The sequence below is a fragment of the Streptomonospora sp. PA3 genome, assembly GCF_009728995.1.
Lineage (GTDB): Bacteria > Actinomycetota > Actinomycetes > Streptosporangiales > Streptosporangiaceae > Streptomonospora.
The window spans coordinates 135202-159957 of record NZ_VTZW01000015.1; the positions used below are offsets into that span (position 1 = coordinate 135202).

Sequence of the window (24756 nt, forward strand, 5' to 3'; positions counted from 1 at the left end):
CCAACGGAAGCGCTCCGCGCCACCCACCCGCAAGCGCTCGTCCACAGGTGCGGCGGAACGCCCCCTCACGGCCCCTCCGCCGGTCCCGGCGCGCCGCGCTTCCGCGGTGGGCGGGCCTCGGGCGCGGCCTCAGGCCGGGAACTTCGGCTGGCCGCTGGCCTCGCGGGCGGCCTGCGCGACCGCGGCCAGGTCGCCGCCGGTCGCCGCCGCCACGGCCGCGGCCACCGCGCCTTCGACGAAGGGCGCGTCCACGACCAGGGCGTCCTCGCGCGGCTCGTCCTCCAGCACCAACCGGGCCGTGAGCACCGCGCTGCCGATGTCGGGCAGCACCACCACGCCGGCCCCGGAGTCGGCTGCGGCGACGGCGGCGCCGACCCGCTCGTAGGAGGTGCCGATGCCCTCGTCGTCGGTGCCGCCGGCGCAGAAGACGCGCCCGCCCGCCGATCCGAGCTGGTCGATCAGTTCCCGCAGCCCTTCGGCGAGTTTCCTGCTGTGCGACACGAGCACGATCCCGACTGCGGAGTCACCGTTTTCCATGGGGGCTTAGGCTACCCACCGGAAGGCGCGCTGTGGCGCACGTCACCGAGGCCATCGCGGGAGCGAGTCGTATGAAGAAGTTCATCAACACCGCCGACACCTACCTCACCGACGCGCTGGCCGGCTTCGCGGCCGCTCATCCGGAGCTTTCGGTGAACCTGGAGTCGCACGTGGTCACCCGCGCGCGCGGGCCGGTGGCCGGCAAGGTGGGGCTGGTCTCCGGAGGCGGATCCGGGCACGAGCCGCTGCACGTCGGGTTCGTCGGCGAGGGGATGCTGGACGCCGCCTGCCCCGGCGAGATCTTCACCTCGCCCGTGCCCGACCAGGTCCTGGAGGCCGTGCGCGCCGCCGACAGCGGCGAGGGCACGGTGCTGGTGATCAAGAACTACACCGGCGACGTGATGAACTTCGAGATGGCCGCCGAACTGGCGGGCGAGGAGGGCCTGCAGGTCGAGACCGTACTGGTCAACGACGACGTGGCCGTCGAGGACTCCACGTTCACCGCGGGCCGGCGCGGTACCGGCGCCACTCTGCTGGTGGAGAAGATCGCCGGAGCGGCGGCGGCACGCGGGGACTCCGTCGCCGGCGTCGCCGAGGTCGGCCGCCGGGTCAACGCCGCCTCCCGCTCCTTCGCGGTGGCGCTGACCGCCTGCACGACGCCCTCGGCGGGCCGGCCGGGCTTCGACCTGCCCGAGGACGAGATCGAGGTCGGGGTGGGCATCCACGGCGAGCCGGGACGGCGCCGCGAGAAGCTGCGTTCGGCGAGCGAGATCGTCGCGGACATGGTCGAGGCGATCTTCGAGGACCGCCCACTGGAGAGCGGCTCGGAGGCGATCGTGGTCGTCAACGGGCTGGGCGGCACCCCGCTCAGCGAGCTGTACCTGGTCTACGGCGAGGTCGCGGCGCTGCTGGAGGAACGCGGCGTCGCCATCGCCCGCAGCGCCGTCGGCGACTACGTCACCAGCCTGGACATGGCCGGCTGCTCGATCACGGTGTGCGAGGCCGAGGAGGACTTCCTCGCGCTGTGGGACGCACCGGTGAACACCCCGGCGCTGCGCTGGGGGGTGTGACGCGGCGCGCCTGAGGACGGCCGAGAGTGCCCTCGAAAACGCATCCGCCGCCGGGAGTGTCGCTGAGGACACCCCCGGCGGCGGGCGCCGGACCCGCCGGACCGCTGAGTTGGTTAGTCGCAGTAGTTCCAGCTCTTGTCGCCGTTCCCGCGAATGTCATTGTTGCGGATGTTCTGGACCTTGCCCCAGTATCCGACACAGCGGTTTTGCGCGGGAGCCGCCACCGCCGCGTAATGGGAGTAGTCCCATCCGGAATCCCACCTGTTGCGGCGGCCTTTGATGAGCAGGTTCGCGGCCGCATATCCCTCGACCCCGTGCAGGAAGTTCCACCTGCGGGTCACCACGCAGTTCTCGGCCGGGTTATCCCCTTTAGAGCTCCACAGCAGGTCGACCCGGCCGATCTTCGTACCCCCGGTCGTCCGGATGTAATTTCCCTCCAGTTGGCGGTAGTCGTAGCCTCCCCATCCGCATCCATCACTGGATACGACAGCCTCGTGCAAGGTGTGCGCTGCGGCGGGAACCGCCGTGAGCCCCAGCACGAAAGCGGCTGCGGACACCGCAACCGCGAAACGGCGGAGACTCCTCTTCAGCACCGAAGACAATCTTATTCCCTTCGTTCGTTCATCACTTCGGGAGGTCCTGCCGACGTCAAGAGTAAGTCCTGCGGCATTTTCCAAGAAACCCCGAAGAGATCGACATGAAATGAATTCACCAGCGGCGGCAAGTGTGCCCTGTGCCGATGCGTCCGGTTTACACGGCGTCCGCATGCGGCCGAAGAAAGCTTGCGTCGACCCCCGTCCTGGCGGCCACTTCCGCATCGCGGCGGCGGACGCGGCCAAGGGAGTGAAGAGAGTGAAGAGGGTACGGACAACGCGAAGGAACCGACGTTGGGAGGAACCGGTGGACATCGAACTCGCCCGTGCCTGGGTGCGGGGCATCAATGCGGCCGTCGAGCGGGACCGGGAGCGGCTGGGCGAGCTGGACGCCGCCATCGGCGACGGCGACCACGGCGCCAACATGCAGCGCGGCTTCTCCGCGGCCGCGGCCGCGGTGGCCGACCTCGACGCCGCAACCGTCGGCGCCGTGCTGACCAAGACCGGCACCACCCTGGTCTCCAAGGTCGGCGGCGCGTCGGGCCCGCTCTACGGTTCGGCCTTCCGCGCTGCGGGCAAGCGCCTGGACGCCCCGCAGGCCGCGGCGGCCGACGTCGGCGCCGCCCTGTCGGCCGCGCTGGAGGAGGTCCGGCGCCTGGGCGGCGCGCAGCCCGGCGACAAGACGATGGTCGACGCGCTGGCCCCCGCCGTGGACGCGTTCGTGCACAGCGCCGAAGGCGGCGGCGAGCTCGGGGCGGCGGCGCGTGCGGCCGCCGACGCGGCCGATGAGGGAGCGCGCGCCACCGAGCCGATGCAGGCCCGCAAGGGGCGCGCGTCCTACCTCGGTGAACGCAGCATCGGCCACCTGGATCCGGGAGCCGCCTCCACCGCGCTGGTCTTCCGGGCGCTGGCCGAGGCCGCCGCGGAGGCGTGAGCGCCGGCGGGCCGGCCGATCACCTCGCGCGCGCCGGGCGGCGGGCGCGGGACCCGGCCGGCCCCGCGCCCTCAGTCCATCCGCTCCACGTCGTTGGCCAGGTCGTGCTTGCCGATGTAGGCGGCGAGCCGGTCGTCCTCCAGCGCCGCGAAGAGCCCGTCGTTGACCGGCTCGTCCAGCAGCAGCACGTTCTGGTCCCCGATCCAGGCGCTCTTGGTGACGGCCAGCGTGACGTAGACGGTGTTCTCGGGGCCGGCGTCGAGCAGCCGCAGCGCGGCCGCCCGCAGGGTCGCCCCGTCGACCCGGTCGTCGACGGCCATGGACCTGCCGACCGCCCGCAGGAACGCGTCGAGGCGGGGGGGATCGGAGGCCAGGCCGGAATCGGCCGCCTTCTCGGCCATCGCGTTGAGGAACACCTGCTGGCGCTCCACCCTGTCGATGTCGCGGCCGGAGAGCCCCTTGCGTTCGCGGACGAAGCGCAGCGCCTCCTCGCCGTCCATGTGGTTCTCGCCGGCCGGCCACGACCAGCCGTTGGTGGGGTCGTGGATGGCGTGCGGCAGGTCGAGGGTGACACCGCCGAGCGCGTCGACCATCCGCTCGAAGCCGCGGAAGTCCACGGCGGCGAAGTGGTCGACGGCGACGCCGCTGAGCTGCTCGACGGTGCGGACCAGCAGGCGGGGGCCGCCCTGCCTGTAGGCCTCGTTGATCTTGTCCTCGCCGTGGCCGGGGATGTCCACCCACGAGTCGCGCGGGAAGGAGATCGCATAGGCGCGCTCGGAGTCCTCCGGCATGTGCAGCAGGATGATCACATCGGCATCGGACTCGCCCCGGCGCCACTTGCCGATCGTGGCCTCGCCGCGCAGGTCCGAGCCCACCAGCAGCCAGTTCTCACCCGGGTCGGCCGCAGCGGAGCTGCGGTCGGTGGGCAGGGCGTCGGAGATCCGGTCGATGTCGGCCTGGTAGCCCTCCAACCGCCAGGCGACCACGCCCGCGGCGGCCGCCGCCAGCACCAGGGCGGTGGTGAGGGCGATCAACCCCGCCTTGAGCGCGCGGCGGCGTCCCCGGTGCCTGCTGTGCGACTCGCCCATGCCGCCGTCCCGCTCGGATCGCCTGTCCGGACCCCGATTCCAGCATTCCCGGCGAGGGGCCTCCTTCACCCCCATCCGCCCGCAATTACGGCGAAAAGGAGAATCAACGGCATTTTGCGCCGGGCGCGGTCGGCCCGGGGCGGTGGTTCACCACGCGCACGCGGCCCGCTCCTCCGCGGCCGCGTCCGGGCCGGGGACGGCGGCCTCCGCGGCCCGGAGCGCGACGGGCCCGGGCGGCCCCGGTTCGCCCGCGCCGCGGCCGAACCAGGTGCGCAGCGCCCGGTTCCACGGATTGGCGCGCACCCCCGGATGCAGCACGGCCACCGCCAGGCAGTACTTGCTGATGCGCAGAGGGCGGGCGCCCAGGGCGCGCAGGATCCGGTCGGCCGCGCTGTCGCCGCCCGCGGACTTGCACTCCACCACCGCCCACCGGGGATCGGCCGCCGCACTCGCTCCCCGCGCCGTGCACACGAGCCCGGTGTCGCAGGTGACGCGGGCCGCTCCGGAGAGGTCCACGAGCGTGCGCCGCCAGTAGGCGGTCTCCGCCGCAGGCGCCAGCTCCGCGGGCGGCAGGGTGCCATAAGCCTCGGTCAGGGCCCGGACCAGGAACGACCGCGCCTGGGCGGTCAGCTCCGCGCGCTTGTCGAAGGGGTGGGCGATGCGCTGCTTGACGGTGGTCTCGCGCGAACCCTCCAGCTTGACCTCGAAGGAGCTGGAGGCGGTGTCGAGGTAGCTGCGGGTGCGGATCTTGTAGCGCCGGCGCCGGTCCTGGCGGTGCAGCCGGAAGGTGAGCAGGTCGGGTGTGTCGAAGTAGGTGGAGGTGTAGCGGAAACGGCGCGACCCGCCGATCTGCAGCACCGCCCAGTCGCGCCGGTCGGCCAGCGCGCCGAAGAGGCGCAGGCAGTCCTCACGGCGGACGAGGTACTTGCGATCGCGGCGGGTCTGCAGTCCGGCGAGGTCCAGCACCTCGCCGAGGCCGATGCCGGGCAGGCGCCCGATCGCGGCCGTCTCGGCCCCCGGGCTCACCGCGGCACACGCTGCCGCTCGGCGCGTCCGGGCCGGAAGCCGCCGGAGCGGGAGGAGGGCCGCGGCTCGGCGCGGTAGCGCACGTCGACCACCATGGTCTCGCGGACGTAGTCGACCTCGGAGACCACCGCCCTGCGCACCGGCGCCCGCAGCCGCCGCTCCAAGTCGGCGCGTAGGGCGGTCTCGTCGTCGTGGACCACCTCCAGCACGACGATGCGGCGCCGGTCGCGTCCGGTCAGCGCCGGGTGGTCGGCGGCGTACATCGTGGCCAGCAGCAGCGCGTCCAAGCCCAGCATGAGCGCGAACGAGTCCTTGCCGAGGGCGTTGACCAGGCCCAGCGCAAGAGCGATGAAGTAGTAGCCCACCTCGCGCTGGCTGATCTCGTCGGAGCGCAACCGGATGATCGACAGCACCCCGAAGAGCCCGAACCCGATCGCCAGGCCGGTGCGCTGCCCCATCAGCAGCGGCAGACGGCGAACACCCCGGCGTTCAGAGCGATGTAGCCGAACATCAGGTCGGCTCGGCGGTGCCTCCGGTAGTAGATGGCGCAGGCCAGGACGGCGATGGCGACCGCGTCGGCCGCAAGTGCCGCGAAGAGCGTCGTGTTCACGCGAACCTCGGCTTGTCGTGTTCCGCTCGGTGGCGGCGCCGGGTCCGGCGGACCCGGCGCCGATGTCGACTCTCCGAGGCCGCGATGAACGGGCGGTGAGCAACCCATGAGGAAAATTTCATGGGGTACCGGGGGCGCCGGCGCGGAGGGATCGACGGGCGGGGGCCGGCCCGAGGCGAGGAGGCGCCGCGCAGGCGGAGACGGCGCGGGCGCGCACCGAGGGGCGCTGCGGTGCGGAGGGGTTCGCGGAGGCCGGCCTCAGCCCGCCAGGAGTTCGGGTTCGCGCCCCAGGCTCGCCCACAGGGCGCGCGCCAGGCTCTCGTCGAGTTCGCGGACCGTTGCGGCCACCGGCACCGACACCGGTCCCGAGCCGCGGGCGCCGGCGACCACCCGGGCGGTGGCGGTGCGCAGGCGCTCCAGCCGGGGGCCGATCTCGGCGGGGTCACCGCCCACGGCCTCCTCATAGGCCTTCAGCGCGTGCAGCAGGTCGAGCAGGCGCAGGTGGGCGCCGTCGGTCTTGGCCTCGCGCAGCGCCTGCTCGGCGGCGGCGCGGGTCTTGCGCAGGGTGTTCATCGTGGTGGGCACGGGTCTCCTTTCATGACAGCGGGGCCGCGGTCGGCGGCGCGGCGGTGCGCATGCGCGACGGGCAGGGCCGTGCGGCGGTGTGCGCCGGCCCTGCCCGCCGACCGCGGTCGCCGAGGCTTCGGTCAGGCCTTGATCTCGCGCGCCGAATCGCCTCCGCTGACGCTGATCTTGCGCGGCTTGGCCTGTTCGGCCACCGGGACGCGCAGGGTGAGGACGCCGTCGGCGTAGTCGGCGGCGATGTTGTCGGCGTCGAGCGTCTCGCCCAGGAACAGCTGCCGGGAGAAGGTGCCCGATGGCCGCTCGGACACGACCATCTCCCGCCCGTTCTGCGCGGTGTCGGACCGTTCGGCCTTGACGGTGAGCACGTTGCGCTCGATCTCGAGGTCGATGGAGTCGGGCCGGACGCCGGGCAGATCGAAGTGGATCACGAACGACTCGCCGTCGCGGTAGGCGTCCATGGGCATCGCCGCCGGACGGGCGGAGTCGCCGAGCAGCCGCTGGGTGATCCGGTCGAAGTCGCGGAAGGGGTCCGTACGCATCAGCATCATGGTCACCTCCACTGTCGCTCACATAACCTGATGCGATCAGACGCAGGTTTTATACCACGATCGAGAGAGAATAAACACCAGCAACACCAAGAAAAAGTCATTGCCGGGGAGGAGGAAACATGGCCTCGGACGAGGACCCCTACGAGGTCCTGGGCGTGGACCGATCAGCGGGCCCGGCGGAGATCTCGCGCGCCTTCCGGATGCTGGCCCGCAACCACCACCCCGACGCCCCCGGAGGCGACAGGGCCGCCTACGCCCGCCTGCGCAGCGCCTACGAGGCCCTGTCCCCGGGGCGCGGAGCCGGGCCGGCGCAGGACCCCGGGCCGCGCCGCGGCGTGTCCATCCCGGTCCGCGTGCGCCGGTCACGCCCCCGGCGCGGCCGCGACATGGCCGCCGAGCTGCGCGTGGAGCTGGCGCAGGCGGTATACGGCGGCACCGCCGGGCTGCGCCTGGACGACGGCCGCCGCGTGGAGGTCGCGGTGCCGCCCGGCACCGAGGACGGCACGCGGCTGCGGCTGCGGGGCCGCGGGGCGCCGGGCGCTCACGGTGGTCCGCCCGGCGACCTGGTGGCCGCGGTGCGCGTGGCCGAGCACCCCCTTTTCCGCCGCGACGGCCGCGACCTGCGCGCCCCTCTCGTGCTCGGCTACGCCGAGGCGGTGCTGGGCGCCGAGGTGCGGGTGGCCGCGCTGGACGGGTCCGAGACCACCGTGGTGATCGCTCCCGGTACCCTTCCCGGCAGCACCGTGCGCGTGCCCGGCCGGGGCGTTCCCGCCCGCGGCAGCGGCGCCGCCGGTGCCCTGCTGCTCGACGTGACCCTGGACGTGCCCGCCGAGCCGCTGACCGCGCAACAGCGCACCGCGCTTGAGCGGCTGGACGAGGCGTTCCCCCCTCCGCGGAAGGACCCCCGGCTATGACCGACGGCCGCCCCGATCCGGACCGGGCCCTGTACACCATCTCGGTGGCCGCCGAGCTCGCCGGGGTCTCGGCGCAGTCCCTGCGCCTCTACGAGCAGCGCGGCCTGCTCGCCCCGGCACGCACCGACGGCGGCACCCGCCTCTACAGCGACAACGACATCGCCCGGCTGCGCCGCATCAGCGAACTGGTCGACGAAGGCGTCAACCTCGCCGGCATCGCCCGCATCCTCGACCTGCAGGAGGAGAACACCCGCCTGCGCAGCGGCGGCGAGCGGACCTGACGCCGGCGGCGGAGGGCTCGAAGCTATGCGGATCGGTTCCGGTGTCCGGTGGTTGGTGCATGCGACGACGGGCGGTGAGGGCGGCGGTGGCGGGTCGCCCGGCTCCCGGCGCGGGAGTTCCGCCGCCCTCACCGCCCCGGCGCCCAACGCCACCGGCCGGCCCGGCCCCGCTCTCACCCCGACGCGGGCGGCTGCGGCAGCGCGGCCGGCCGCGCATCGGCGCGACGAGGCCGGCGGGCGAAGGGGGCCGCCAGGGCGACGGCGGCCGGCAGCACGGCCAGTGCGAACGCGGCGGGCACGTAGGAGTCCGCCAGGTCGTGCCCCAGCGACAGCAGCAGCGGGGCGACCGCGGTGGAGGAGACCGCCACCGACTGGGTGAGCCCGCGCAGCGTGCCCAGGCTCGCGGTGCCGTAGTAGTAGGGGAAGGCCGCGGCCTCCACCGAGCGGGCTCCCGATGCTCCCGCGCCCAGCGCCATGCCGTAGACGACGGCGGTCGGCCCCGGCCCCACGATCGGGAGCATGCACAGCGCCGCCGCCTGCACCGCCATGCAGGCCATGATCAGCAGTTTCGGCGAGAAGCGGTCGGTCGCGGCGCTGAAGGCGAAGGCGGCCAGCAGCCCGGCCACGGTCTGGGGGAGGAAGTTCGCCGCGGCCTGGGTGGGGGTCAGGCCCTGCTCGCCGAGGATGGAGATCTGGTGGAAGAACATCGCCGTGGTCACCAGTCCGCTGCAGGCCACGGCACCGGTGATGAGCCAGAACATCGAGGTGCGCACGATGGAGCGCAGCGGCCAGGCCTCCCCGCCCGCGCCGCCGCCGTCGCCCGCGCCCGCCTTTGCGTCGCCGCGGCCCCCGCGCACGCCGCGCAGTCCCCAGATCGCGATCGGCAGCACGACGGCCCACACCACGGCCGCCTCTCCCAGAACGGCGGCGCGCCAGCCGAATTCGGCGATGACACGCTCGGCGGCGACGGGGACCAGCGAGATCCCCGCCGTGCCGGCCGCGGTGGTCAGGCCGATGGCGGTGCCGCGCTTGCGTGTCACCGCGATCGCCACGGCGGTGGTGGCGACCAGCGTCATGCCGCCCTGGCCCATCGCCCGCGCGCCCACGAAGGCCACGGTCAGCCCGACGATGCCCTCGACCAGCGAAAGCAGCGTCAGGAACGCGCCGAAGGAGAGCGCGATTCCGGCGAGGACGGGCCGCACCCCGAACCTGTCGACCGCACGCCCGATCCAGGGCAGCGCGAGCGCTCCGCACAGAGTGCCGACGAGGTAGGCGGTGGAGACGGCCGATCGGCTGACCTCCAGATCGGCGATGAAGTGGTCGATCAGCACCGACATCCCGGCGGTCTGCCCCGGCCCGCTCAGCGCGAGGACGGTCCCGCACAGGGCGACGGCCACGGCCGGGTGGGCCGCAGGACGGCCGCGCGCAGCGGTGCCGGACTCGGGGGCGGATCGGGGGGCGGAGTCGGGGTGCGAGGACAGCGAGGACACCTGCTTTCGGTGGGAGGCGCGTGCAGGGGGCGGCCCGGCCGGGCGCGGGCGCACAACGGGCGGAACGTGGGGCGATCATCGGATGTCTGCGGACGCTCGGCGCGCCCCCGTCCGCACCGGCACCCGGCCTCGGGCATCACTCCGTGATCACGCGGGCGTCACGGAGGGATACGGTATCCCACCCCCTCGGCCCCGCAGCGCCCGGCCCCGCTCCCTGCGGCGGCCGGGGCGCGGCGCCGTCTGGACCGACGAGCGCGGGAGCGAGGAGGGAAGACGGCGCCCCAAGCGCCCCGCACACCCGCCGAAAAACACGCCTCAGGGGACCAGGCCGACGTGGGCGAGCGCCTGGCGCAGCAGCACGCCCTGGCCGCCGCTCATCTCCTGCTGGACGCCCTCGCCGGCGGCCTCCTCCGGGGAGAACCAGACCAAATCGAGCGCGTCCTGGCGGGGCCGGCAGTCGCCGGTCACGGGCACGACGTAGGCCAGGGAGACGGCGTGCTGGCGGGGATCGTGGAAGGGGGTGACGCCCGGTGTGGGAAAGTACTCGGCCACCGTGAAGGGCTGCGGCGAGGCCGGAACACGGGGCAGCGCCACCGGCCCCAGGTCCTTCTCCAGGTGGCGCAGCAGGGCGTCGCGGATGCGCTCGTGGTAGAGCACCCGGCCCGACACCAGCGACCGGCTGATGGTCCCGTCGGGCGCGACGCCCAGCAGGAGGCCCACGCTGGTCACCGTCCCCGACTCGTCCACCCGCACCGGCACCGCGTTGACGTAGACGATGGGCAGGCGTCCGCGCGCGTCCTCGATCTCGGTCCGGGAGAGCCAACCGGGCGAGGTGTCCGTCGTTTCAGTCATGTCCCCGTCCTACCCCATCGGCACCACCGGCACCGCGGGCCTCCCGGTGCCCACCCGTCCCATGCCGCTTCCGGCCGGCCGGGCCGGGCTCGGGCGGAGGCGATCGGGCGCCGACCGCATTCTCTTCGGAACGGGTGGTGGACGCGGTGGGGGTGACTGGACACCATGGCCTCAAGGAGCGGCGCGCAGACCGCGCTTCGGCCCCGCACCCGACCGGGCCGGCAGCGCTCCTTCGGCGACAGGGCGGCAACGAAAGAGGGCATGGCTTCATGACGCAGGAAGTGCGCGGGGTCGTCGCGCGGACCAAGGACGCACCCGTCGAGACGACGACGGTCATCATCCCCGATCCCGGCCCCGGAGAGGCCGTGGTGCGCGTGCAGGCGTGCGGGGTCTGCCACACCGACCTGCACTACAAGCTGGGCGGAATCAGCGACGACTTCCCCTTCCTGCTCGGCCACGAGGCGGCGGGGATCGTGGAGTCGGTGGGCGAGGGCGTCACCGACGTCAAGCCCGGCGACTTCGTGGTGCTGAACTGGCGGGCGGTGTGCGGGCAGTGCCGCGCCTGCAAGCGCGGCCGGCCCTGGTACTGCTTCGACACCCACAACGCCGCCCAGCCGATGACCCTGGCCGACGGCACTCCCCTCTCCCCCGCCCTGGGAATCGGCGCCTTCGCCGACAAGACCCTGGTGGCCGCCGGCCAGTGCACCAAGGTCGACCCCAAGGCCGCCCCGAGCACGGCCGGGTTGCTGGGGTGCGGGGTGATGGCCGGCATCGGCGCGGCGATCAACACCGGATCGGTGGGGCGCGGCGACAGCGTCGCCGTGATCGGGTGCGGCGGTGTCGGCACGGCCGCCGTGGCCGGCGCCCGCCTGGCCGGGGCGGCCAGGATCATCGCCGTGGACCTCGACCCGCGCAAACTGGACTCGGCCGCGGCCCTGGGCGCCACCCACACCGTCGACGCCCGCGAGCAGGACCCCGTCGAGGCGGTGCGCGAGCTGACGGGCGGCTTCGGCGCCGACGTCGTCATCGAGGCCGTGGGGCGGCCGGAGACCTACAAGCAGGCCTTCTACGCCCGCGACCTGGCCGGCACGCTGGTGCTGGTGGGTGTGCCCACCCCGGAGATGACCCTGGAGTTGCCGCTGCTGGACGTCTTCGGCCGCGGCGGCGCGCTGAAGTCGTCCTGGTACGGCGACTGCCTGCCCAGCCGCGACTTCCCGATGCTGATCGACCTCTACCTGCAGGGCCGGCTCGACCTGGACGCGTTCGTCTCCGAGACCATCCCGCTGGACGGCATCGAGGACGCGTTCGCCAAGATGCACCGCGGCGACGTGCTGCGCTCGGTCGTGGTGCTGTGAACCGGTGCCGCGGCCCCGCGCGGGGCCGCGGCACCCGGCCCGGGCTCAGACCGTGCCGGACCCGCCCACCGCAGCGGCGATCCGGGTGATGAGCCGGCGGAGGATCGGCCGCGGGGTGGCGAAGTTGAGGCGGGCGAACCCGCGGCCGGGTTCGCCGCACTCGGGGCCGTCGACCAGCACGATCCCGGCCCGCTCGTGCAGCACGCGCCCGGGGTGGTCGCCCAGTCCGAGCCCGCGGAAGTCCAACCAGGCCAGGTAGGTGCCTTCGGGCGGGGTGTAGCCCGCGCCCGGCAGGTGTTCGGCCAGCAGCTCGCCCAGCGCGCGCCGGTTGCCGTCGAGGTAGGCCAGCACCTCCTCCAGCCAGGGGCCGCCCGAGGTGTAGGCGGCGGTGGCGGCGGCCACGCCCAGGTTTCCGGCGCCGTGGGCCAGGACGGGGCCGATCTCGGCCAGCACGGCGGCGTCGGCGGGGTTGCTCACGATCAGCTGGGCGCACTTGAGTCCTGGCACGTTCCAGGCCTTGGACGCCGAGGTGGCCGTCACCGCGTGCCCGGCCGCCGCCGGCGAGACCGAGGCGTAGGGCACGTGGCGGTGCCCGGGGTAGGTCAGCGGCGCGTGGATCTCGTCGGCGAAGACGCGGCCGCCGTGGCGTTCCACGACCTCGCTGAGCGCCGCGAGCTCGTCGGCGGTGAAGACGCGGCCCAGCGGGTTGTAGGGGTTGCACAGGGTGAGCAGGTGCCCGCCCGCGCGGAAGGCGCGGTCGATCGCCTCCAGGTCGAAGACGGCGCGGCCGCCGTCGTCGATCATCGGGACCTCGATGATCTCGCGGCCGAGGCTGTGCGGCACGGTGAGGAAGGGCATGTAGGCCGGCGTGGGCAGGATCACGGGGCTGCCCGGCCGGGAGAGGTGCTCGATCGCGGTCTCGAAGCCCTTGACCACGTCGGCGATCGGGTGGACGTCTGCGGGGTCGACCGCCCAGCCGTAGCGGTCGCGCTGCCATCGGGCGCAGGCGCTGCGCATGTCGGCGACGGCGCGCGGCGGCAGGTAGCCGAACTCCATGCCGTCGACCGCGGCGTGCAGCGCCTCGGTGATCGGCGGCGCGGTGCCGAAGTCCATTTCGGCGATGAACGCGCCCAGGGTGTCGCCGCCGTGCAGCGTCCACTTGATGCCGCCGCGGGAGCGGAGGGTGTCGATCGTCACCGCGTCGAACTCGCTGGCCAGGCTCACCGACCGTCCTTTCCGGGCGTGGGCGCGCGGCCGCGGCCGCCCGGTGCGAGCGGGCCCCCGCGGGGGCGCGCCGGGCGGCGGAACCGCGACGTGGACACGGCTGCGGGCGGCTCAGCGGGAAACGCGCCGCCCTCGCCTGCGATCCACTCTAGGCCGCATGCGCGGCGCCGGCGCAGGGGACTCCCCTGCCGGCTCGCCGCGGTGAGCGGGGGCCGGTCAGGACTTCGCGGGCGCGCCCTTCGACGCGTTGTTCGCCAGGTCGGTGAACAGCTCCTCCCACATGACGTGGACGTGCTCGGGCGCGTAGCTCTGCGCGGTCTTGAGGGCCTCGGCCCCCATGGACGAGCGCAGCTCCTGGTCGTCCATCATCTTCGAGATCGCCTCGGCCAGGGCGTCGACGTCCTTGGGCGGCACGAGGATCCCGTCCTTGCCGTCGGTGATGACGTCGGCGGGCCCGGTGGGGCAGTCGAAGCTGACGACCGGCAGCGCGTGGGTCATCGCCTCGATGACGACCATCGGCAGCCCCTCGAACCGGGAGCTGAGGATGTAGAAGGACGACTTGGCGAGCTCGCCGTCCATGTCGTCGGTGTGGCCCATCAGGAACACGTGGTTGTAGAGGTGGTGCTCGTCGATGAGCGCGCGCAGCTCGGCCCTCTTCTTCCCGGTGCCGAAGATCCGCAGCTGCCAGTCCGGATGGCGCTCGGCGACCTTCTTGTAGGCCGGGATCAGCATGTCGAAGCCCTTCTGCGGGGAAAGCCGTCCCGCGGCGAGGGCGATCTTGCTGGTGTGGTCGGAGGGCTCCTGCTCCATCGAGTGCACCGCGTTGGGGATGCGCACGACGCGGGTGCCGGGGAGCAGTTCCTCGTAGTCCTGGCGGTCGCGGTTGGTGAGCACGGCGACGGCGTCGAAGCGCGGGTAGTGCTTGCGGATCGCCCGCCGCACGTCCTTGCGGTGCGTGGCCAGGTTCATGTGCTCCTGGGCGACGCGGATCAGCTGCGGGTCGGCGTAGCGCGCGGCGAGGATGTTCAGGCCGGGCCGGGTGGTGACAAGGACGCCGTCGTGCACCCCTTTGAGGTAGCGGATGATCTCGCGCTCGACGTAGCGGTTGAACGCGTCGGCCGCGAACTCCCCGGTCGGGATGACCGAGGGACCGAGCTTCTTGAGCCGCTCGCTCTCCCAGGCGCGGTAGCGGGCGACGGGGCCGAGCCTGGGTGCGTCGGCCTTCGCGGGGCGCTGGTCGACGATGGCGCTCAGCTTCACCCGCTCGTCCAGGTCGAAGTTGGGATCGTCCCTGTGTCGGATGACGCTGACGATCTCGACCTCGTGCCCCAATCCCGCCATGGTCTTGGCCTGGGTGAACACGGTACGGATGGTTCCGCCGGTGCCGTAGGCGTTCAGCAGCAGGTAGCGGATCCTCATGGAGATTCCTTGCCGGATGAGTCGGACGGGCTGGGCACGCAGTCGACCGAGAGGTTGTTGTAGATCGTGTAGAAGGGCTGCACCGCGGCGCGCACGCCTTCGGCCTGGGCCTGTTGGGCGGGGAAGACCATGATCTTCTTCTTGTTGGCGATGTCGTCGAGGTGGCGGCCGATGCGCAGCCACTCCTCGACGCCCTGCTCCAGCCGGTCCTCGGGGACCGCGAAGAGGTCCCACTTGGCCCCTCCGTCGGGGAACCCGCCGGAGGGCACGAAGTCCTCCACGGGCACAGAGACGTCGAAGCGTCCGCCGTCGAGGGGGAGTTCGTAGCGCAGGCGGGTGTCGGTGTCGCGCAGTACCGCCACCAGGTACCAGGAGGCCGGTTCGGCACCGGCGCCGTGGAGGTCGCCGACGACGCGGACGCCGCCGTCGCGCGGCCAGATCTCGGCGACCTCGGCGTGGGGGGTCGTGCTGGGCGCGTTCACGAAACCGCCGCCCCTTCGCGCTCGCCGGTGCCGGAATCGCCGCCGCTGGAGTCGCCGTCGAGGTAGCCCCACTGCTCGCTGATCGTGCGCAGCATGTCGGGGATCTCCGCGGCGTCGGGCAGCTTGCGGCCGGGCTGGACGCTGCCGGAGCGGATCTTGTCCTTCCAGTCGCCCAGGCCCTTGGTGAAGTCGCCCTGGGTGCTGTCGCCGTACTCCAGCATCTGCGGCTCGTACTCCAGGCCGAGGTGGTCGCAGATGCCCTGCAACTGACCGGCCGGGTCGGCGGTCAGCTCCTCGTAGCGCACGGTGTAGGCGTTGGGCAGGCCTTCGCGCGCCCGCTGGACCGCCTTCATGTAGCGCAGCGCGTCCTCGGCGGCCTCGTCTGCGGTGCGCTTCTCGGGGTCGGCCTCGTGCCAGGACTTGGCGATGGAGACGGGGTGGCGCAGCAGGCAGATGAAGCGGGCGTCGGGCCAGCAGGCGGCGATGCGCTGCCAGACGAACGCGTTGCTGGGGGTCTTCTCGACGATGAACTCCTTGCCGGAGCGGACGAGCTCGCGGTGCATCACCCGGTCCCACAGCAGGTGCTCGATGTCGCCGCGCTCCAGGCCGCAGGCCTCCATCGCGCGCTGGGAGAGCTTGGTGCGGAAGTGCACCTCCAGCCGGCGGATGTGCAGCTCGTGGGGGGCGTGCAGCTTGGAGTGCGCGTTGAGCAGCAGGCGCAGCAGCGTCGACCCGGACCGCACCGGGGAGATGACGAAGACCGGCCGGTCCAGCAGGCGGTCCAGCTCCGGGTTCTCCGGCGGGCGGAAGGGGACCTTCTCCTTGGGCTTCTTGGTGACCGCGGATCCTCCGGCGGCCTTGGGCTTGGGCTTGGCGGCCGCCGGCGCCTGCTTCTTGCGGGCTCTGCGCAGCTCAACGCCCAGGGTCGCGCCGAGCGCCGAGTTGATTTTGCGTGGAAGATCCATGCTCATGGAACTTATGGCTCTTTTCGACTGGGAGCAAAGGTAACGGTCTGTCTTCGTTAACGCCGCAGCCGACCGCCGGCCACCGCCGGGCCACCTCGCCTCAGGAGACTGCCTGCGGCGAGATGCGGTTCCGCGGCGGCGGCCGCGGAGGCGCGCCGTGCATACACGAGGGGGCATGCGCGGAGCCGCCCGAAGGCCGATCCGATCGGCGGCCGAAGCCGTGGACAGCGCGAAACGAAAGCCGCGGGAAGCGCACCGGCATCCGCTTCGGGGACCCCGGTCGTCCGCCGGAACCCGCCGGGCCGTGGAGTCGATGACGCGGCCACTGCCACGATAACCGCCGCCCGAGAGCCGATCGAGCAACCGCGGCCGTCCGCGCCGGCCGCGGCGGGCCGTCGACCCGCGCGTGCGAGTACAGGTTCACATAAAACTCACAGCATTGCACTCCGCGCGGCTTCGCGTGTCCGACCGGCGCGGCGCGCCGCGGGTCGCGCCTTGCGGGGCCGCAACCGGCCGGAACCTATTGACAACACCCTGTCGAATCGACAATATGTTGTCATGAATACCGCAACCGTCCATCTGGCGGTCTACAACACCCTCGCCGACTGGGAGCCCGGCCACGCCCTGGCGCACCTGCGGACCGGCTCCCCCGGCAAGGAGGCCGACTACGGCGTGGCCACCGTGGGGCCGACCGCGGATCCGGTCACCACCATGGGAGGCGTGCGCGTCCTGCCCGACATCGCGCTCGCCGACCTCGACCCCGCGCACAGCGCGATGCTCATCCTGCCGGGCGCCGAACTGTGGGACGCCGACCCGCCGGCGCTGGCACCGTTCGCGCGCGCCGCCCGCGGCTTCCTCGACGCCGGCGTGCCCGTGGCGGCCATCTGCGGGGCGACGGCCGGCCTGGCCCGCGAAGGGCTGCTCGACGACCGGCCGCACACCTCCGCCGCAGCCGAGTACCTCGCCGCCACCGGCTACGCCGGCGCCGACCACTACCGCGACGAGCCCGCCGTCAGCGGCGGCGGCCTCATCACGGCCGGCCCCACCGCGCCGGTGGCCTTCGCCCGCGAGATCTTCGCCGAGCTGGGGCTGTACCGGCCGGCGGCGCTGGACGCCTGGTACCGGCTGCACGCCCACAGCGACCCGGCGGCCTTCGCGGAGCTGATGTCGTCGTGAGCGCACCGCCGCCGGACGGCGGCGGGGCCTCCGGTGAGTCCGACGAGGACGGCCTCCAGGCCCTGCTTTCGGCGGCGGCGCTGGCGTCCTTCCGGCTCAACGGACGGTTCCTGTCCGCCGCCGAGGAGCTGGCGCGCCCGGTCGGCCTCACCGCGGCCTGGTGGCAGGTGCTGGGGGCGGTGCTGGCAGAACCCCTGCCCGTCGCCGGCATCGCCCGGGAGATGGGCATGACGCGGCAGGGGGTGCAGCGCGTCGCCGATCTGCTGGTCGCCCGCGGACTCGCCGAGTACCGGCCCAACCCGGCCCACCGCCGCGCCAAGCTGCTGAGCCCCACCGCCGAGGGCCGTGCGGCCCTCGCCCGCATCCACCCGGCACACCGCGATCTCGCCCACCGCCTGGCCGCCGAGATGGGCCCGGAGGGCCTGCGCGCCGCCGTGGAGTCGCTGCGGGCCCTGAACACCGCCCTGGACGCCGTCGCCGCCGAGGAGGCCGCCGCCGAACCGCGAGCCTGAAGTCCGTACCGGGATCCGGCGGATTCTGGGAACATCCGGAGAATGCGCGTTTCGATCGGGGACGTCTCCCTGTTCTTCGACGTCGAAGGCTGCCGACTCGTCCCCGAGGGGCCGGCCATGGTGGAGCGGCCGGTGGTCGTCGCCTTGCACGGCGGCCCGGGAGCCGACCACTCCCTGTTCAAACCGGCGCTGTCGGCGGCCGCGGAGTTCGCCCAGGTCGTCTATCTCGACCAGCGCGGCAGCGGGCGCTCCGACCGCAGTTCGCCCGAGCACTGGACCTGGGAGCGGTGGGCCGACGACGTGGCCGACTTCTGCGACGCCCTGGGCATCGCCGATCCGGTCCTGCTGGGCACCTCCAGTGGCGGCTGGGTCGCACTGCTGGCCGCGCTGCGCCACCCGGCGCGGGTGGCGGGCCTGGTGCTCGACAGCGTGATCCCCGGAGCGACCGAGGAGCGCCTGGAGATCATGGAACGGCTCGGCGGTCTGGCCGCCCGCGAGACCGCCCGCCGCTACTGGGCCGGCGAGGACACCGACGAGGTGCGCCGGGCCTGGCGGGAGACATGCCTGCCGCTGTACTCCCGGCGGCCGGGCGGCGCCGAGACCGAGCACACCCTGCGCCGCATCCGCTGGAACGAGGACGTGCTGGAGCACTTCCGCCACGTCCTGGCCGCGCGCTTCGACCACTTCGACCGGCCGGAGGGGCTCGCCTGCCCCGCCCTGCTGCTGGCCGGGGAGCACGACCCGGTCGCCACGGCCTCCGCGGCGCGCCGCTTCGCCGCGCGCCTGCCCGCAGCCCGCACGCGCCTGCACGTCCTGCCCGCCACCGGCCACGGCGCCTTCCGCGAGAATCCCGCCCTCGCCCACGGCCACCTGCGCGACTTCCTCCAGGAGTTCACCCCCGCCCGCCCCGAGCCGGCGTAGGCCCGGCCGGGCGCGGCCTCAGTCCACCCAGCGCACGTCGGCCGGCAGCGGGTGGCCCTCCTCGCGCAGGCCGCGCAGGCACTCCAGGAACCCGCGGGCCGGCGGCGGGACGCGGCGCTCGTGCGGCAGCACCACGCTCAGCCGCCGGTCCAGCACCGGACGCACCAGCGGCAGGCGCACGTAATCGGCGAAACTCATCAGGACCTCGACCAGCGCGGGCATCGCCGAGACGCCCAGACCCGCCGCGAGCAGGCCGCCGACCGTGGAGACGTTGCCCGCCTCGGTGACACCGGCCGGCCGCACCCCGGCCTCGGCGAAGGCGCGGTCGGTTCCCGCCCGCACGCTGGAATCGGCGCCCACGGCGATGAACTGCTCGCCGGTGAAGTCGTCCCAGGCCAGCTCGGCCGATCCGGCCCGCGGATGGCCGGGCGGCAGCACGGCGAAGAAGCGGTCCTCGGCCAGCGGGTGGGCGCGCAGGCCGGCGGGCAGCCCTTCGGCCGCGGTGATCGCCAGGTCGGCCGCACCCGAGGAGAGCCGGTCCAGCGCCGCCTCGGACATCCCGTCGAGTATGCGCACCGCGACGTCGGGCCGCTGCTCGCGGAACCGCGCGATGACCGGCGGCAGCAGCGCAGCCGCGACCGAGGGCAGCGTCGCGATGGTCACCAGGCCGCGCTCCCCCGCCAGGTACCGCTCCAGGTCGGCCATCTCCGCGCGGTGGGCGGCCAGGACGCGCTCGGCCGCCTCCAGCAGCCGCTGGCCCTCGGGCGTGCGCCGCATCCGCCGGGTGGTGCGGTCGAACAGCCGCACGCCCAGCGTGCGCTCCAGCTCCAGCACGGTGCGGCTGAGCGACGACTGCGCCACCCGCAGCTGCCGAGCCGCGGCGGTGAAGCTCTCGGCGCGGGCCACGGCGGCGTAGACGCTCAACTGGCGCAGCGACAGGTCCATGCACACCGAGCATAGATCCTTGCCGGATTGATGTTGGACGCGCAACCGAGGCTCTTGCCAGCATGAATGAGCAGCATCACGTGAGGCACACCACACCCCCCGGTCGCCTTCGCAAAGGATCGTCGTCATGCTCACCGCAATGGGTTTCGCCGCCATCGCGGCCGTACTGGCCCTTCTGCTGTCCAACCGGGTCTCGGCCGTCGTCGCGCTCGTGGGCGCACCCGTGGCCGCCGCGCTGATCGCCGGCTTCACCCCGGCCGAGATCGGCGAGTTCGCCGCCACAGGAATCTCCGGTGTCGCCGGCACCACGACGATGTTCGTCTTCGCCATCCTCTACTTCGGCGTGATGCGCGACGCCGGGTTGTTCGACCCCGTCGTGCGGCGGGTGCTGGGCTTCGCGGGCAGCAACCCGGTGACCATCGCGCTGGCGACCGTGGTGCTGGCGATGCTCACCCACCTCGACGGCGCCGGAGCCACCACCTTCCTCATCACGATCCCGGCGATGCTGCCGCTCTACGACGCCCTGGGCATGCGCCGCCTGGTGCTGGCCGCCCTGACCGGGCTGGGCGCGGGGATCATGAACATGGTGCCCTGGGGCGGCCCGACCGCCCGGGCCGCCTCGGCGACCGGCATCGACGCCAACGCCCTGTGGGTTCCGCTGATCCCGGCCCAACTGGCGGGGATCGCCGCCTGCCTGGCGATCGCCTACCTGCTGGGGCGCCGGGAGAAGGGCCGCATCGCCGCCGCCGCATCGGCTCCGGCCGCGGCCACCGCTCCGGCCGCCGCCCCCGTCGGCGGCTCGGGCGCGGCCGACGGGGGCGCGCCCGAACCGGACGGGCATCCCGGTCCCGCCGGTACGCACGAGCCCGCGGGCGAGGCGGCCGCACTGCGCCGCCCCCGGCTGTTCTGGCTCAACGCCGCCCTGACGGCGGCCGTCGTCGCCGTGCTGATCTCCGGCCTGCTGCCGCCCGAACTCGTGTTCATGCTGGCCCTGGTCGTCGCACTGCCGCTGAACTACAGCGGCCTCAAGGCGCAGACCGAGCGCGTCAACGCCCACGCGCAGGGCGCGATCCTCATGGCCAGCACGCTGCTGGCCGCGGGCGTATTCCTGGGCGTCATGGAGGAGAGCGGCATGATCGACGCGATGGCCGAGGCGCTCACGGGTGCCATGCCCGAGGCGGTCGGGCCCGGCCTGCCGCTGCTGGTGGGGGTGCTCGCCGTGCCGCTCAGCCTGCTCTTCGGTCCCGACGCCTACTACTTCGCGGTGATGCCGGTGCTCACGGCGGTGGGCGACTCCTTCGGCGTGCCCGCCGCCGCCATCGCCCAGGCGTCGATCGCGGGCGAGGAGACCGTCGGTTTCCCCATCAGCCCGCTCACCGGCTCCTTCTACCTCCTCACCGGACTGGCGGGCGTGTCCATCGGCCGCCACATCCGCTTCCTGCTGCCCTGGGCCTGGCTGGTGAGCCTCGTCGTGCTGGCCGCCGCCGTGCTGAGCGGAGCGATCCCGCTGTGGGCGGGCTGAGCACCGGCCGCGGCGGTGCGCCGCCCTGAATCAGCGCGCACCGCCGACCCACCGCACCACGAGCAACGGGGGAAACAGGACACGTGAGCACAGGACAAGCCCGGATCGGCTGCGGCGCGGGGTTCGCGGCCGACCGGATCGAGCCCGCGGTCGACCTGGTCGAACGGGGGGAGCTGGACGTCATCGCGCTGGAGTGCCTGGGCGAACGCACCGTCGCGCTCGCCGCGCTGCGCAAGCTGTCGGATCCGGCCGCGGGCTACGACCCCATGCTGCGCAAGCGCATGGCCGCGCTGCTGGAACCGCTGAACCGCACCGGCACCCGCCTGGTGACCAACGCCGGCGCCGCCGACCCCCTCGCGGCCGCGCGCATGGTCCGCGACCTGGGTGCGGAGCTGGGCGTGCCCACCGCGGTCGCGGCCGTCACCGGCGACGACGTACTGGACCGCATCGACCTGTCGGCGCCGGCGTGGGAGGACGGCGCCCCGCTGGAGTCCCACGGCGAGATCGTCTCGGCCAACGCCTACATCGGCGCCGACGCGCTGCTGCCGGCCCTGCGCGGCCCCGCGCCGGTGGTGATCGCCGGGCGGGCGGCCGACCCGTCCCTGTTCCTCGCACCGATGATCCACCTGCTGGGCTGGGAGACCGGCGACTGGACACGCATGGCCGCGGGCACGCTCGCGGGCCACCTGCTGGAGTGCGCCGGCCAGGTGACCGGCGGCTACTTCGCCGACCCCGCCCGCAAGCCCGTGCCCGGCCTGGCCCGCCTGGGCTACCCCCTCGCCGAGGTCGGCGCCGACGGCGCCGCCGTGATCACCAAGCTGCCCGGCACCGGGGGCCGCGTCGATCGGATGACCGTGGTCGAGCAGCTCACCTACGAGGTCACCGACCCGCGCGCCTACCTGACCCCCGACGTGGCCCTGGACATGAGCGCGGTGGGAGTGCGCGAGGAGGGTGCCGACCGGGTGGCGGTGCGCGGCGCCCGCGGCCGGGCCCGCCCCGAGGAGCTCAAGGTCAGCGTCGGCTACCGGGTGGGCTTCCGCGGCGAGGGCGAGATCTCCTATGCCGGGCGCGGCGCGCTGGAGCGCGCCCGGCTGGCCGCCGAGGTGGTGCGCGAGCGGCTCGCGGGCGCGCTTCCCCGGCTGCGGGCCGACGTGATCGGGCACAGCGCGCTGCACGGGGACGCGCTGGCGCAGGGCCCCGATCCCTATGAGTGCCGGCTGCGCGTGGCGGGCATCGCCGCCGACCGGGCTGCGGCCGAGGCGGTGGGCGAGGAGGTGAGCGCCCTGTACACCTCGGGCCCGGCGGGCGGCGGCGGACTGCGGGTGACCACCACCGAGGTGGTCGGCGTGCTGTCCACCACGATCCCGCGCGAGCGGGTCGAAACGGGAGTCGTCGTCCTGGAGGGGAGCGCCGCGGCATGAGCGTCCGGCTGTACGACATCGCCCACGCGCGGGCCGGGGACAAGGGCAATCTCATCACCATCGCGGTGATCCCCTACGACCCCGACCGGTATCCGCGGCTGTGCTCGGTGCTGACCGCGCAGCGGGTGGCCGACCACCTGGCCGAGCGGGTGGCGGGCGACGTGGTCCGCCACCGCCTCGACAACCTGCCCGCGCTGATCTTCGTCTGCCCGCGTGCGGCCGACGACACGGTCACCACGTCGCTGTTCCTGGACTCCCACGGCAAGAGCCTGGGCTCGGCGCTGCTGGAACTGGAGCTGGAGTGGGACGCGGAGCCGGAGGGGGCTGCGGACGCGGCGCCCAACGGAGGGCCGAACGAGCGGTGAGGGCGCCGCGGGCCGCGGCTTCGTGAGCCGGGGCCGCGATCTAGCATGGGAGGCGTGGAGCAACGGCGCACTTCGCACGCGTCCCCGGCGCACCGGGTCTACCGCGAGGCCGTGATCCTGGGGGCCGCCGCCTACGCGATCCTGCTGCAGATCGCCAATCCGGGTGTGGGGCGCGGCGTCCGCGACCACAGCGACTTCGCCCACCGGCCGGTGGACCGGCTGCGCGGCACGATGGTCTTCGTCTACGGGGTCGTGTTCGGCACCGAGGAGGAGGCCGAGCGGGTCTCGCGGATCGTGCGCGCGGTCCACAAGCGGGTGGCCGGTCCGGGCTACAGCGCACAGGACCCCGACCTGCAGGTGTGGGTGGCGGCCACACTCTACGCCTGCGACGTGCACGTCTACGAGCTCGTCTGCGGCCCGCTGTCACCCGAGGACAAGGACGAGATCTACCGCTGCGCCGCGGTGTTCGCCACCTCGCTGGGCTGCCCGCCGGAGCGCTGGCCGGCCACCCGCGCCGACTTCGAGCGGTACTGGGCGCGGATGATCGACTCCCTGGAGGTCGACGACACCGCGCGCGCCGTCGCCCGCGACCTGTTCCACCCCGCCAACCCGTTCGTGCGGGCGCTGATGCGCATCCAGCACCTCCTCGCCGCCGGGCTGCTGCCCGCGCACGTGCGCGACGGTTTCGGGCTGGAGTGGGGGCCGGCCCGTCGGCGCCGGTTCAACCGGCTCGTCGCGGTCGTCCGCGCCCTCTACCCGCGGCTGCCGCTGGCCGTACGCACGCTGCCGCGCGACTACTACCTGCACGAGTTGCGCAGGGATGCGGCGCGCGGCGGACGCCGCCGGCGCTCCCTGCGCCGCCGGGGCGCCCCGGCGGCGCAGCGCAGGTAGGGCGGCGCCCGCGGGACCGGGCGCTCAGGCCGACTCGGTCGGCTCGGCCGCGTCGGTCGGGCCGGCGGAGCGGGCCGGCCCCGCCGGATCGGCCGACCCCGCCGGCGACCGCAGCCACCTCGGGTCGAGGCCGGTCGGCTCCGGCGCGCCCAACTGCTCGACCGCATAACCGCCGGGCCAGCCCGGGTAGGTGCGGTTGCGTTTGTCGGCGGCGAGCCGGGAGACGCGCCGCGGCGGGAGCTGGGCGACCGCGCGGGCCCGCAGCCGCAGCGCAGCGTCGACCATCCGGCGCAGCCACCGCGGCGCGGGCCGGAACCCGAACGCCTCCAGCATCGGCTCGTCCAGCAGCGCCCGCACGCCCGCATCGGCCGCCGGCCGCAGCGGCGCGGGGAACCACGCGCGGAAGATGTCCAGGGTCGCCTGCCCGACGCGGGCGTTGGTGTCGGCGTAGCGGAAGTGCTCGCGCTCGTATCCCTCCTTGAAGGCCCGGAAGGACTCCAGGTCGGCGGGGATGTCGCGGATGTTCATCCGCCGGCCCACCGCCGTGTAGTAGTGCAGGGCGGCCTGCCGCTCCGCTTCGGTGAGCCGGCGCCAGCCGTACCTGTCGAGCCAGTCCATGGGCTCGAACACGAAGGTGGAGAGCACGTAGAGCATGTCGTCGTTGGAGATGGCGAACCGGTTGTGCATCCGGTTGATGTTGCGCAGGCTCTGGCGGCCGCGCTCGGAGTCGACCCCGTGCTCGACGATCTCGCCCATCAGCAGCGAGGTGTCGTCGTAGCGCTTCTGGCCGCGGCGGCCGAACTCGCCGGTGGCGTCCAGCAGCGCCGAGATCGAGGGGACGCAGTAGGTGCGGTACAGCGCCAGCTCCAGCGCGCGGTTGTAGTCCCAGGGGAACTCGAAGCCGGCCGAGATCCGGTAGATCTCGTGGTAGTCGGTCTCGGGGTCGAGCTCCTCGATGCGCCGCAGCCAGCGGAAGCGGTCGCGGCCCAGGACGGACGGGAGCAGCGGCGGACGGGGCATGGTCGAAGGC

At 73.6% G+C, this 24756-nt stretch carries 28 protein-coding genes; 12 read left to right on the forward strand and 16 right to left on the reverse strand.

The window, feature by feature from the left end; all coding sequences use genetic code 11:
- Positions 1-129: 129 nt before the first annotated feature.
- The gene (gene dhaM, locus FZ103_RS15575) at positions 130-537 is read right to left on the reverse strand and encodes a dihydroxyacetone kinase phosphoryl donor subunit DhaM (protein ID WP_156002130.1); all 408 of its coding nucleotides are present in this window, start codon (positions 535-537) and stop codon (positions 130-132) included.
- 71 nt (positions 538-608) lie between these two features.
- Here dhaM and dhaK point away from each other — a divergent pair, with 71 nt between their 5' ends.
- The gene (gene dhaK / locus FZ103_RS15580; protein ID WP_156002383.1) at positions 609-1607 is read left to right on the forward strand and encodes a dihydroxyacetone kinase subunit DhaK; all 999 of its coding nucleotides are present in this window, start codon (positions 609-611) and stop codon (positions 1605-1607) included.
- A gap of 113 nt (positions 1608-1720) precedes the next feature.
- Here the strand turns inward: dhaK and FZ103_RS15585 are convergent, their stop codons facing one another.
- On the reverse strand, positions 1721-2200 hold the full coding sequence (locus tag FZ103_RS15585; RefSeq protein WP_156002133.1) for a hypothetical protein: 480 nt from the start codon (positions 2198-2200) through the stop codon (positions 1721-1723).
- Between the two features lie 307 nt (positions 2201-2507).
- Here FZ103_RS15585 and dhaL point away from each other — a divergent pair, with 307 nt between their 5' ends.
- Positions 2508-3134, forward strand: coding sequence for a dihydroxyacetone kinase subunit DhaL (gene dhaL, locus FZ103_RS15590; protein WP_343233552.1), 627 nt, complete (start codon positions 2508-2510; stop codon positions 3132-3134).
- A gap of 71 nt (positions 3135-3205) precedes the next feature.
- On the opposite strand, the gene FZ103_RS15595 is transcribed toward dhaL, so the two are convergent.
- The 6 genes from FZ103_RS15595 to FZ103_RS15615 form a co-directional block, all read right to left on the reverse strand.
- Positions 3206-4222 (reverse strand): LCP family protein, encoded by a 1017-nt coding sequence (locus FZ103_RS15595; RefSeq protein WP_156002139.1) that lies wholly within the window; start codon positions 4220-4222, stop codon positions 3206-3208.
- A gap of 147 nt (positions 4223-4369) precedes the next feature.
- The gene (locus FZ103_RS15600; protein WP_156002142.1) at positions 4370-5248 is read right to left on the reverse strand and encodes a polyphosphate polymerase domain-containing protein; all 879 of its coding nucleotides are present in this window, start codon (positions 5246-5248) and stop codon (positions 4370-4372) included.
- Positions 5245-5706, reverse strand: a complete 462-nt coding sequence (locus tag FZ103_RS15605) for a DUF4956 domain-containing protein (RefSeq protein ID WP_343233553.1) — start codon at positions 5704-5706, stop codon at positions 5245-5247. Before FZ103_RS15605 ends, FZ103_RS15600 begins: the two co-directional genes overlap by 4 nt.
- The gene (locus tag FZ103_RS26070; RefSeq protein WP_343233554.1) at positions 5706-5858 is read right to left on the reverse strand and encodes a DUF4956 domain-containing protein; all 153 of its coding nucleotides are present in this window, start codon (positions 5856-5858) and stop codon (positions 5706-5708) included. The genes FZ103_RS15605 and FZ103_RS26070 overlap by 1 nt, the downstream gene beginning before the upstream one ends.
- A gap of 258 nt (positions 5859-6116) precedes the next feature.
- Positions 6117-6443 carry a hypothetical protein gene (locus FZ103_RS15610; protein WP_156002145.1) on the reverse strand — a complete coding sequence of 109 codons (327 nt, stop codon included), beginning with the start codon at positions 6441-6443 and terminating at the stop codon, positions 6117-6119.
- A 122-nt stretch (positions 6444-6565) separates the two neighbouring features.
- Positions 6566-6991, reverse strand: a complete 426-nt coding sequence (locus FZ103_RS15615; RefSeq protein WP_156002148.1) for an Hsp20/alpha crystallin family protein — start codon at positions 6989-6991, stop codon at positions 6566-6568.
- 119 nt (positions 6992-7110) lie between these two features.
- Between FZ103_RS15615 and FZ103_RS15620 the strand changes: the two genes are divergently transcribed.
- Together FZ103_RS15620 and FZ103_RS15625 are read left to right on the forward strand one after the other, a co-directional pair.
- Positions 7111-7905 carry a DnaJ C-terminal domain-containing protein gene (locus tag FZ103_RS15620; protein WP_156002151.1) on the forward strand — a complete coding sequence of 265 codons (795 nt, stop codon included), beginning with the start codon at positions 7111-7113 and terminating at the stop codon, positions 7903-7905.
- Complete coding sequence (locus FZ103_RS15625; RefSeq protein ID WP_156002154.1) at positions 7902-8186, forward strand: MerR family transcriptional regulator; 285 nt, start codon at positions 7902-7904, stop codon at positions 8184-8186. Before FZ103_RS15620 ends, FZ103_RS15625 begins: the two co-directional genes overlap by 4 nt.
- Positions 8187-8359: 173 nt before the next feature.
- Here the strand turns inward: FZ103_RS15625 and FZ103_RS15630 are convergent, their stop codons facing one another.
- Positions 8360-9676 (reverse strand): MFS transporter, encoded by a 1317-nt coding sequence (locus tag FZ103_RS15630; protein WP_343233555.1) that lies wholly within the window; start codon positions 9674-9676, stop codon positions 8360-8362.
- A gap of 315 nt (positions 9677-9991) precedes the next feature.
- Positions 9992-10528 carry an NUDIX hydrolase family protein gene (locus tag FZ103_RS15635; protein WP_156002157.1) on the reverse strand — a complete coding sequence of 179 codons (537 nt, stop codon included), beginning with the start codon at positions 10526-10528 and terminating at the stop codon, positions 9992-9994.
- Positions 10529-10797: 269 nt separating this feature from the next.
- Here FZ103_RS15635 and FZ103_RS15640 point away from each other — a divergent pair, with 269 nt between their 5' ends.
- A complete protein-coding gene (locus FZ103_RS15640; RefSeq protein WP_156002160.1) occupies positions 10798-11883 on the forward strand; it encodes an S-(hydroxymethyl)mycothiol dehydrogenase in 1086 nt (361 codons plus the stop codon).
- A gap of 45 nt (positions 11884-11928) precedes the next feature.
- On the opposite strand, the gene FZ103_RS15645 is transcribed toward FZ103_RS15640, so the two are convergent.
- The 4 genes from FZ103_RS15645 to FZ103_RS15655 all read right to left on the reverse strand — a co-directional run bounded on the left by FZ103_RS15645 (position 11929) and on the right by FZ103_RS15655 (position 15979).
- Entirely contained in the window at positions 11929-13107 is a 1179-nt protein-coding gene (locus FZ103_RS15645) for an aminotransferase class I/II-fold pyridoxal phosphate-dependent enzyme (protein WP_186356368.1), read from the reverse strand.
- 216 nt (positions 13108-13323) lie between these two features.
- The gene (locus tag FZ103_RS15650; RefSeq protein WP_156002163.1) at positions 13324-14526 is read right to left on the reverse strand and encodes a glycosyltransferase family 4 protein; all 1203 of its coding nucleotides are present in this window, start codon (positions 14524-14526) and stop codon (positions 13324-13326) included.
- Positions 14523-15008, reverse strand: coding sequence for a hypothetical protein (locus FZ103_RS24905; RefSeq protein WP_186356369.1), 486 nt, complete (start codon positions 15006-15008; stop codon positions 14523-14525). Before FZ103_RS24905 ends, FZ103_RS15650 begins: the two co-directional genes overlap by 4 nt.
- Positions 15005-15979, reverse strand: a complete 975-nt coding sequence (locus FZ103_RS15655) for a sulfotransferase (RefSeq protein WP_255430037.1) — start codon at positions 15977-15979, stop codon at positions 15005-15007. The genes FZ103_RS24905 and FZ103_RS15655 overlap by 4 nt, the downstream gene beginning before the upstream one ends.
- 552 nt (positions 15980-16531) lie before the next feature.
- Between FZ103_RS15655 and FZ103_RS15660 the strand changes: the two genes are divergently transcribed.
- Genes FZ103_RS15660 through FZ103_RS15670 form a run of 3 tightly spaced genes read left to right on the forward strand, consistent with a single transcriptional unit; the run spans position 16532 to position 18582 of the window.
- The gene (locus FZ103_RS15660; RefSeq protein ID WP_156002166.1) at positions 16532-17149 is read left to right on the forward strand and encodes a DJ-1/PfpI family protein; all 618 of its coding nucleotides are present in this window, start codon (positions 16532-16534) and stop codon (positions 17147-17149) included.
- Complete coding sequence (locus FZ103_RS15665) at positions 17146-17661, forward strand: MarR family winged helix-turn-helix transcriptional regulator (protein ID WP_394350108.1); 516 nt, start codon at positions 17146-17148, stop codon at positions 17659-17661. Before FZ103_RS15660 ends, FZ103_RS15665 begins: the two co-directional genes overlap by 4 nt.
- Positions 17662-17703: 42 nt before the next feature.
- Positions 17704-18582 carry an alpha/beta fold hydrolase gene (locus FZ103_RS15670; protein ID WP_156002169.1) on the forward strand — a complete coding sequence of 293 codons (879 nt, stop codon included), beginning with the start codon at positions 17704-17706 and terminating at the stop codon, positions 18580-18582.
- Positions 18583-18600: 18 nt separating this feature from the next.
- On the opposite strand, the gene FZ103_RS15675 is transcribed toward FZ103_RS15670, so the two are convergent.
- Positions 18601-19527: a LysR family transcriptional regulator gene (locus tag FZ103_RS15675; protein ID WP_156002171.1), complete on the reverse strand. Its 927-nt coding sequence runs from the start codon at positions 19525-19527 to the stop codon at positions 18601-18603.
- 127 nt (positions 19528-19654) lie between these two features.
- Between FZ103_RS15675 and FZ103_RS15680 the strand changes: the two genes are divergently transcribed.
- The 4 genes from FZ103_RS15680 (at position 19655) to FZ103_RS15695 (ending at position 23726) form a co-directional block, all read left to right on the forward strand.
- Positions 19655-21049, forward strand: coding sequence for a CitMHS family transporter (locus tag FZ103_RS15680; RefSeq protein WP_156002174.1), 1395 nt, complete (start codon positions 19655-19657; stop codon positions 21047-21049).
- Between the two features lie 83 nt (positions 21050-21132).
- The gene (locus FZ103_RS15685; protein WP_186356370.1) at positions 21133-22470 is read left to right on the forward strand and encodes an acyclic terpene utilization AtuA family protein; all 1338 of its coding nucleotides are present in this window, start codon (positions 21133-21135) and stop codon (positions 22468-22470) included.
- Positions 22467-22835, forward strand: coding sequence for a hypothetical protein (locus FZ103_RS15690; RefSeq protein WP_156002177.1), 369 nt, complete (start codon positions 22467-22469; stop codon positions 22833-22835). The genes FZ103_RS15685 and FZ103_RS15690 overlap by 4 nt, the downstream gene beginning before the upstream one ends.
- Positions 22836-22889: 54 nt before the next feature.
- Complete coding sequence (locus FZ103_RS15695; RefSeq protein WP_343233556.1) at positions 22890-23726, forward strand: oxygenase MpaB family protein; 837 nt, start codon at positions 22890-22892, stop codon at positions 23724-23726.
- Between the two features lie 24 nt (positions 23727-23750).
- On the opposite strand, the gene FZ103_RS15700 is transcribed toward FZ103_RS15695, so the two are convergent.
- On the reverse strand, positions 23751-24746 hold the full coding sequence (locus tag FZ103_RS15700; RefSeq protein ID WP_186356371.1) for an oxygenase MpaB family protein: 996 nt from the start codon (positions 24744-24746) through the stop codon (positions 23751-23753).
- Positions 24747-24756: the final 10 nt, after the last annotated feature.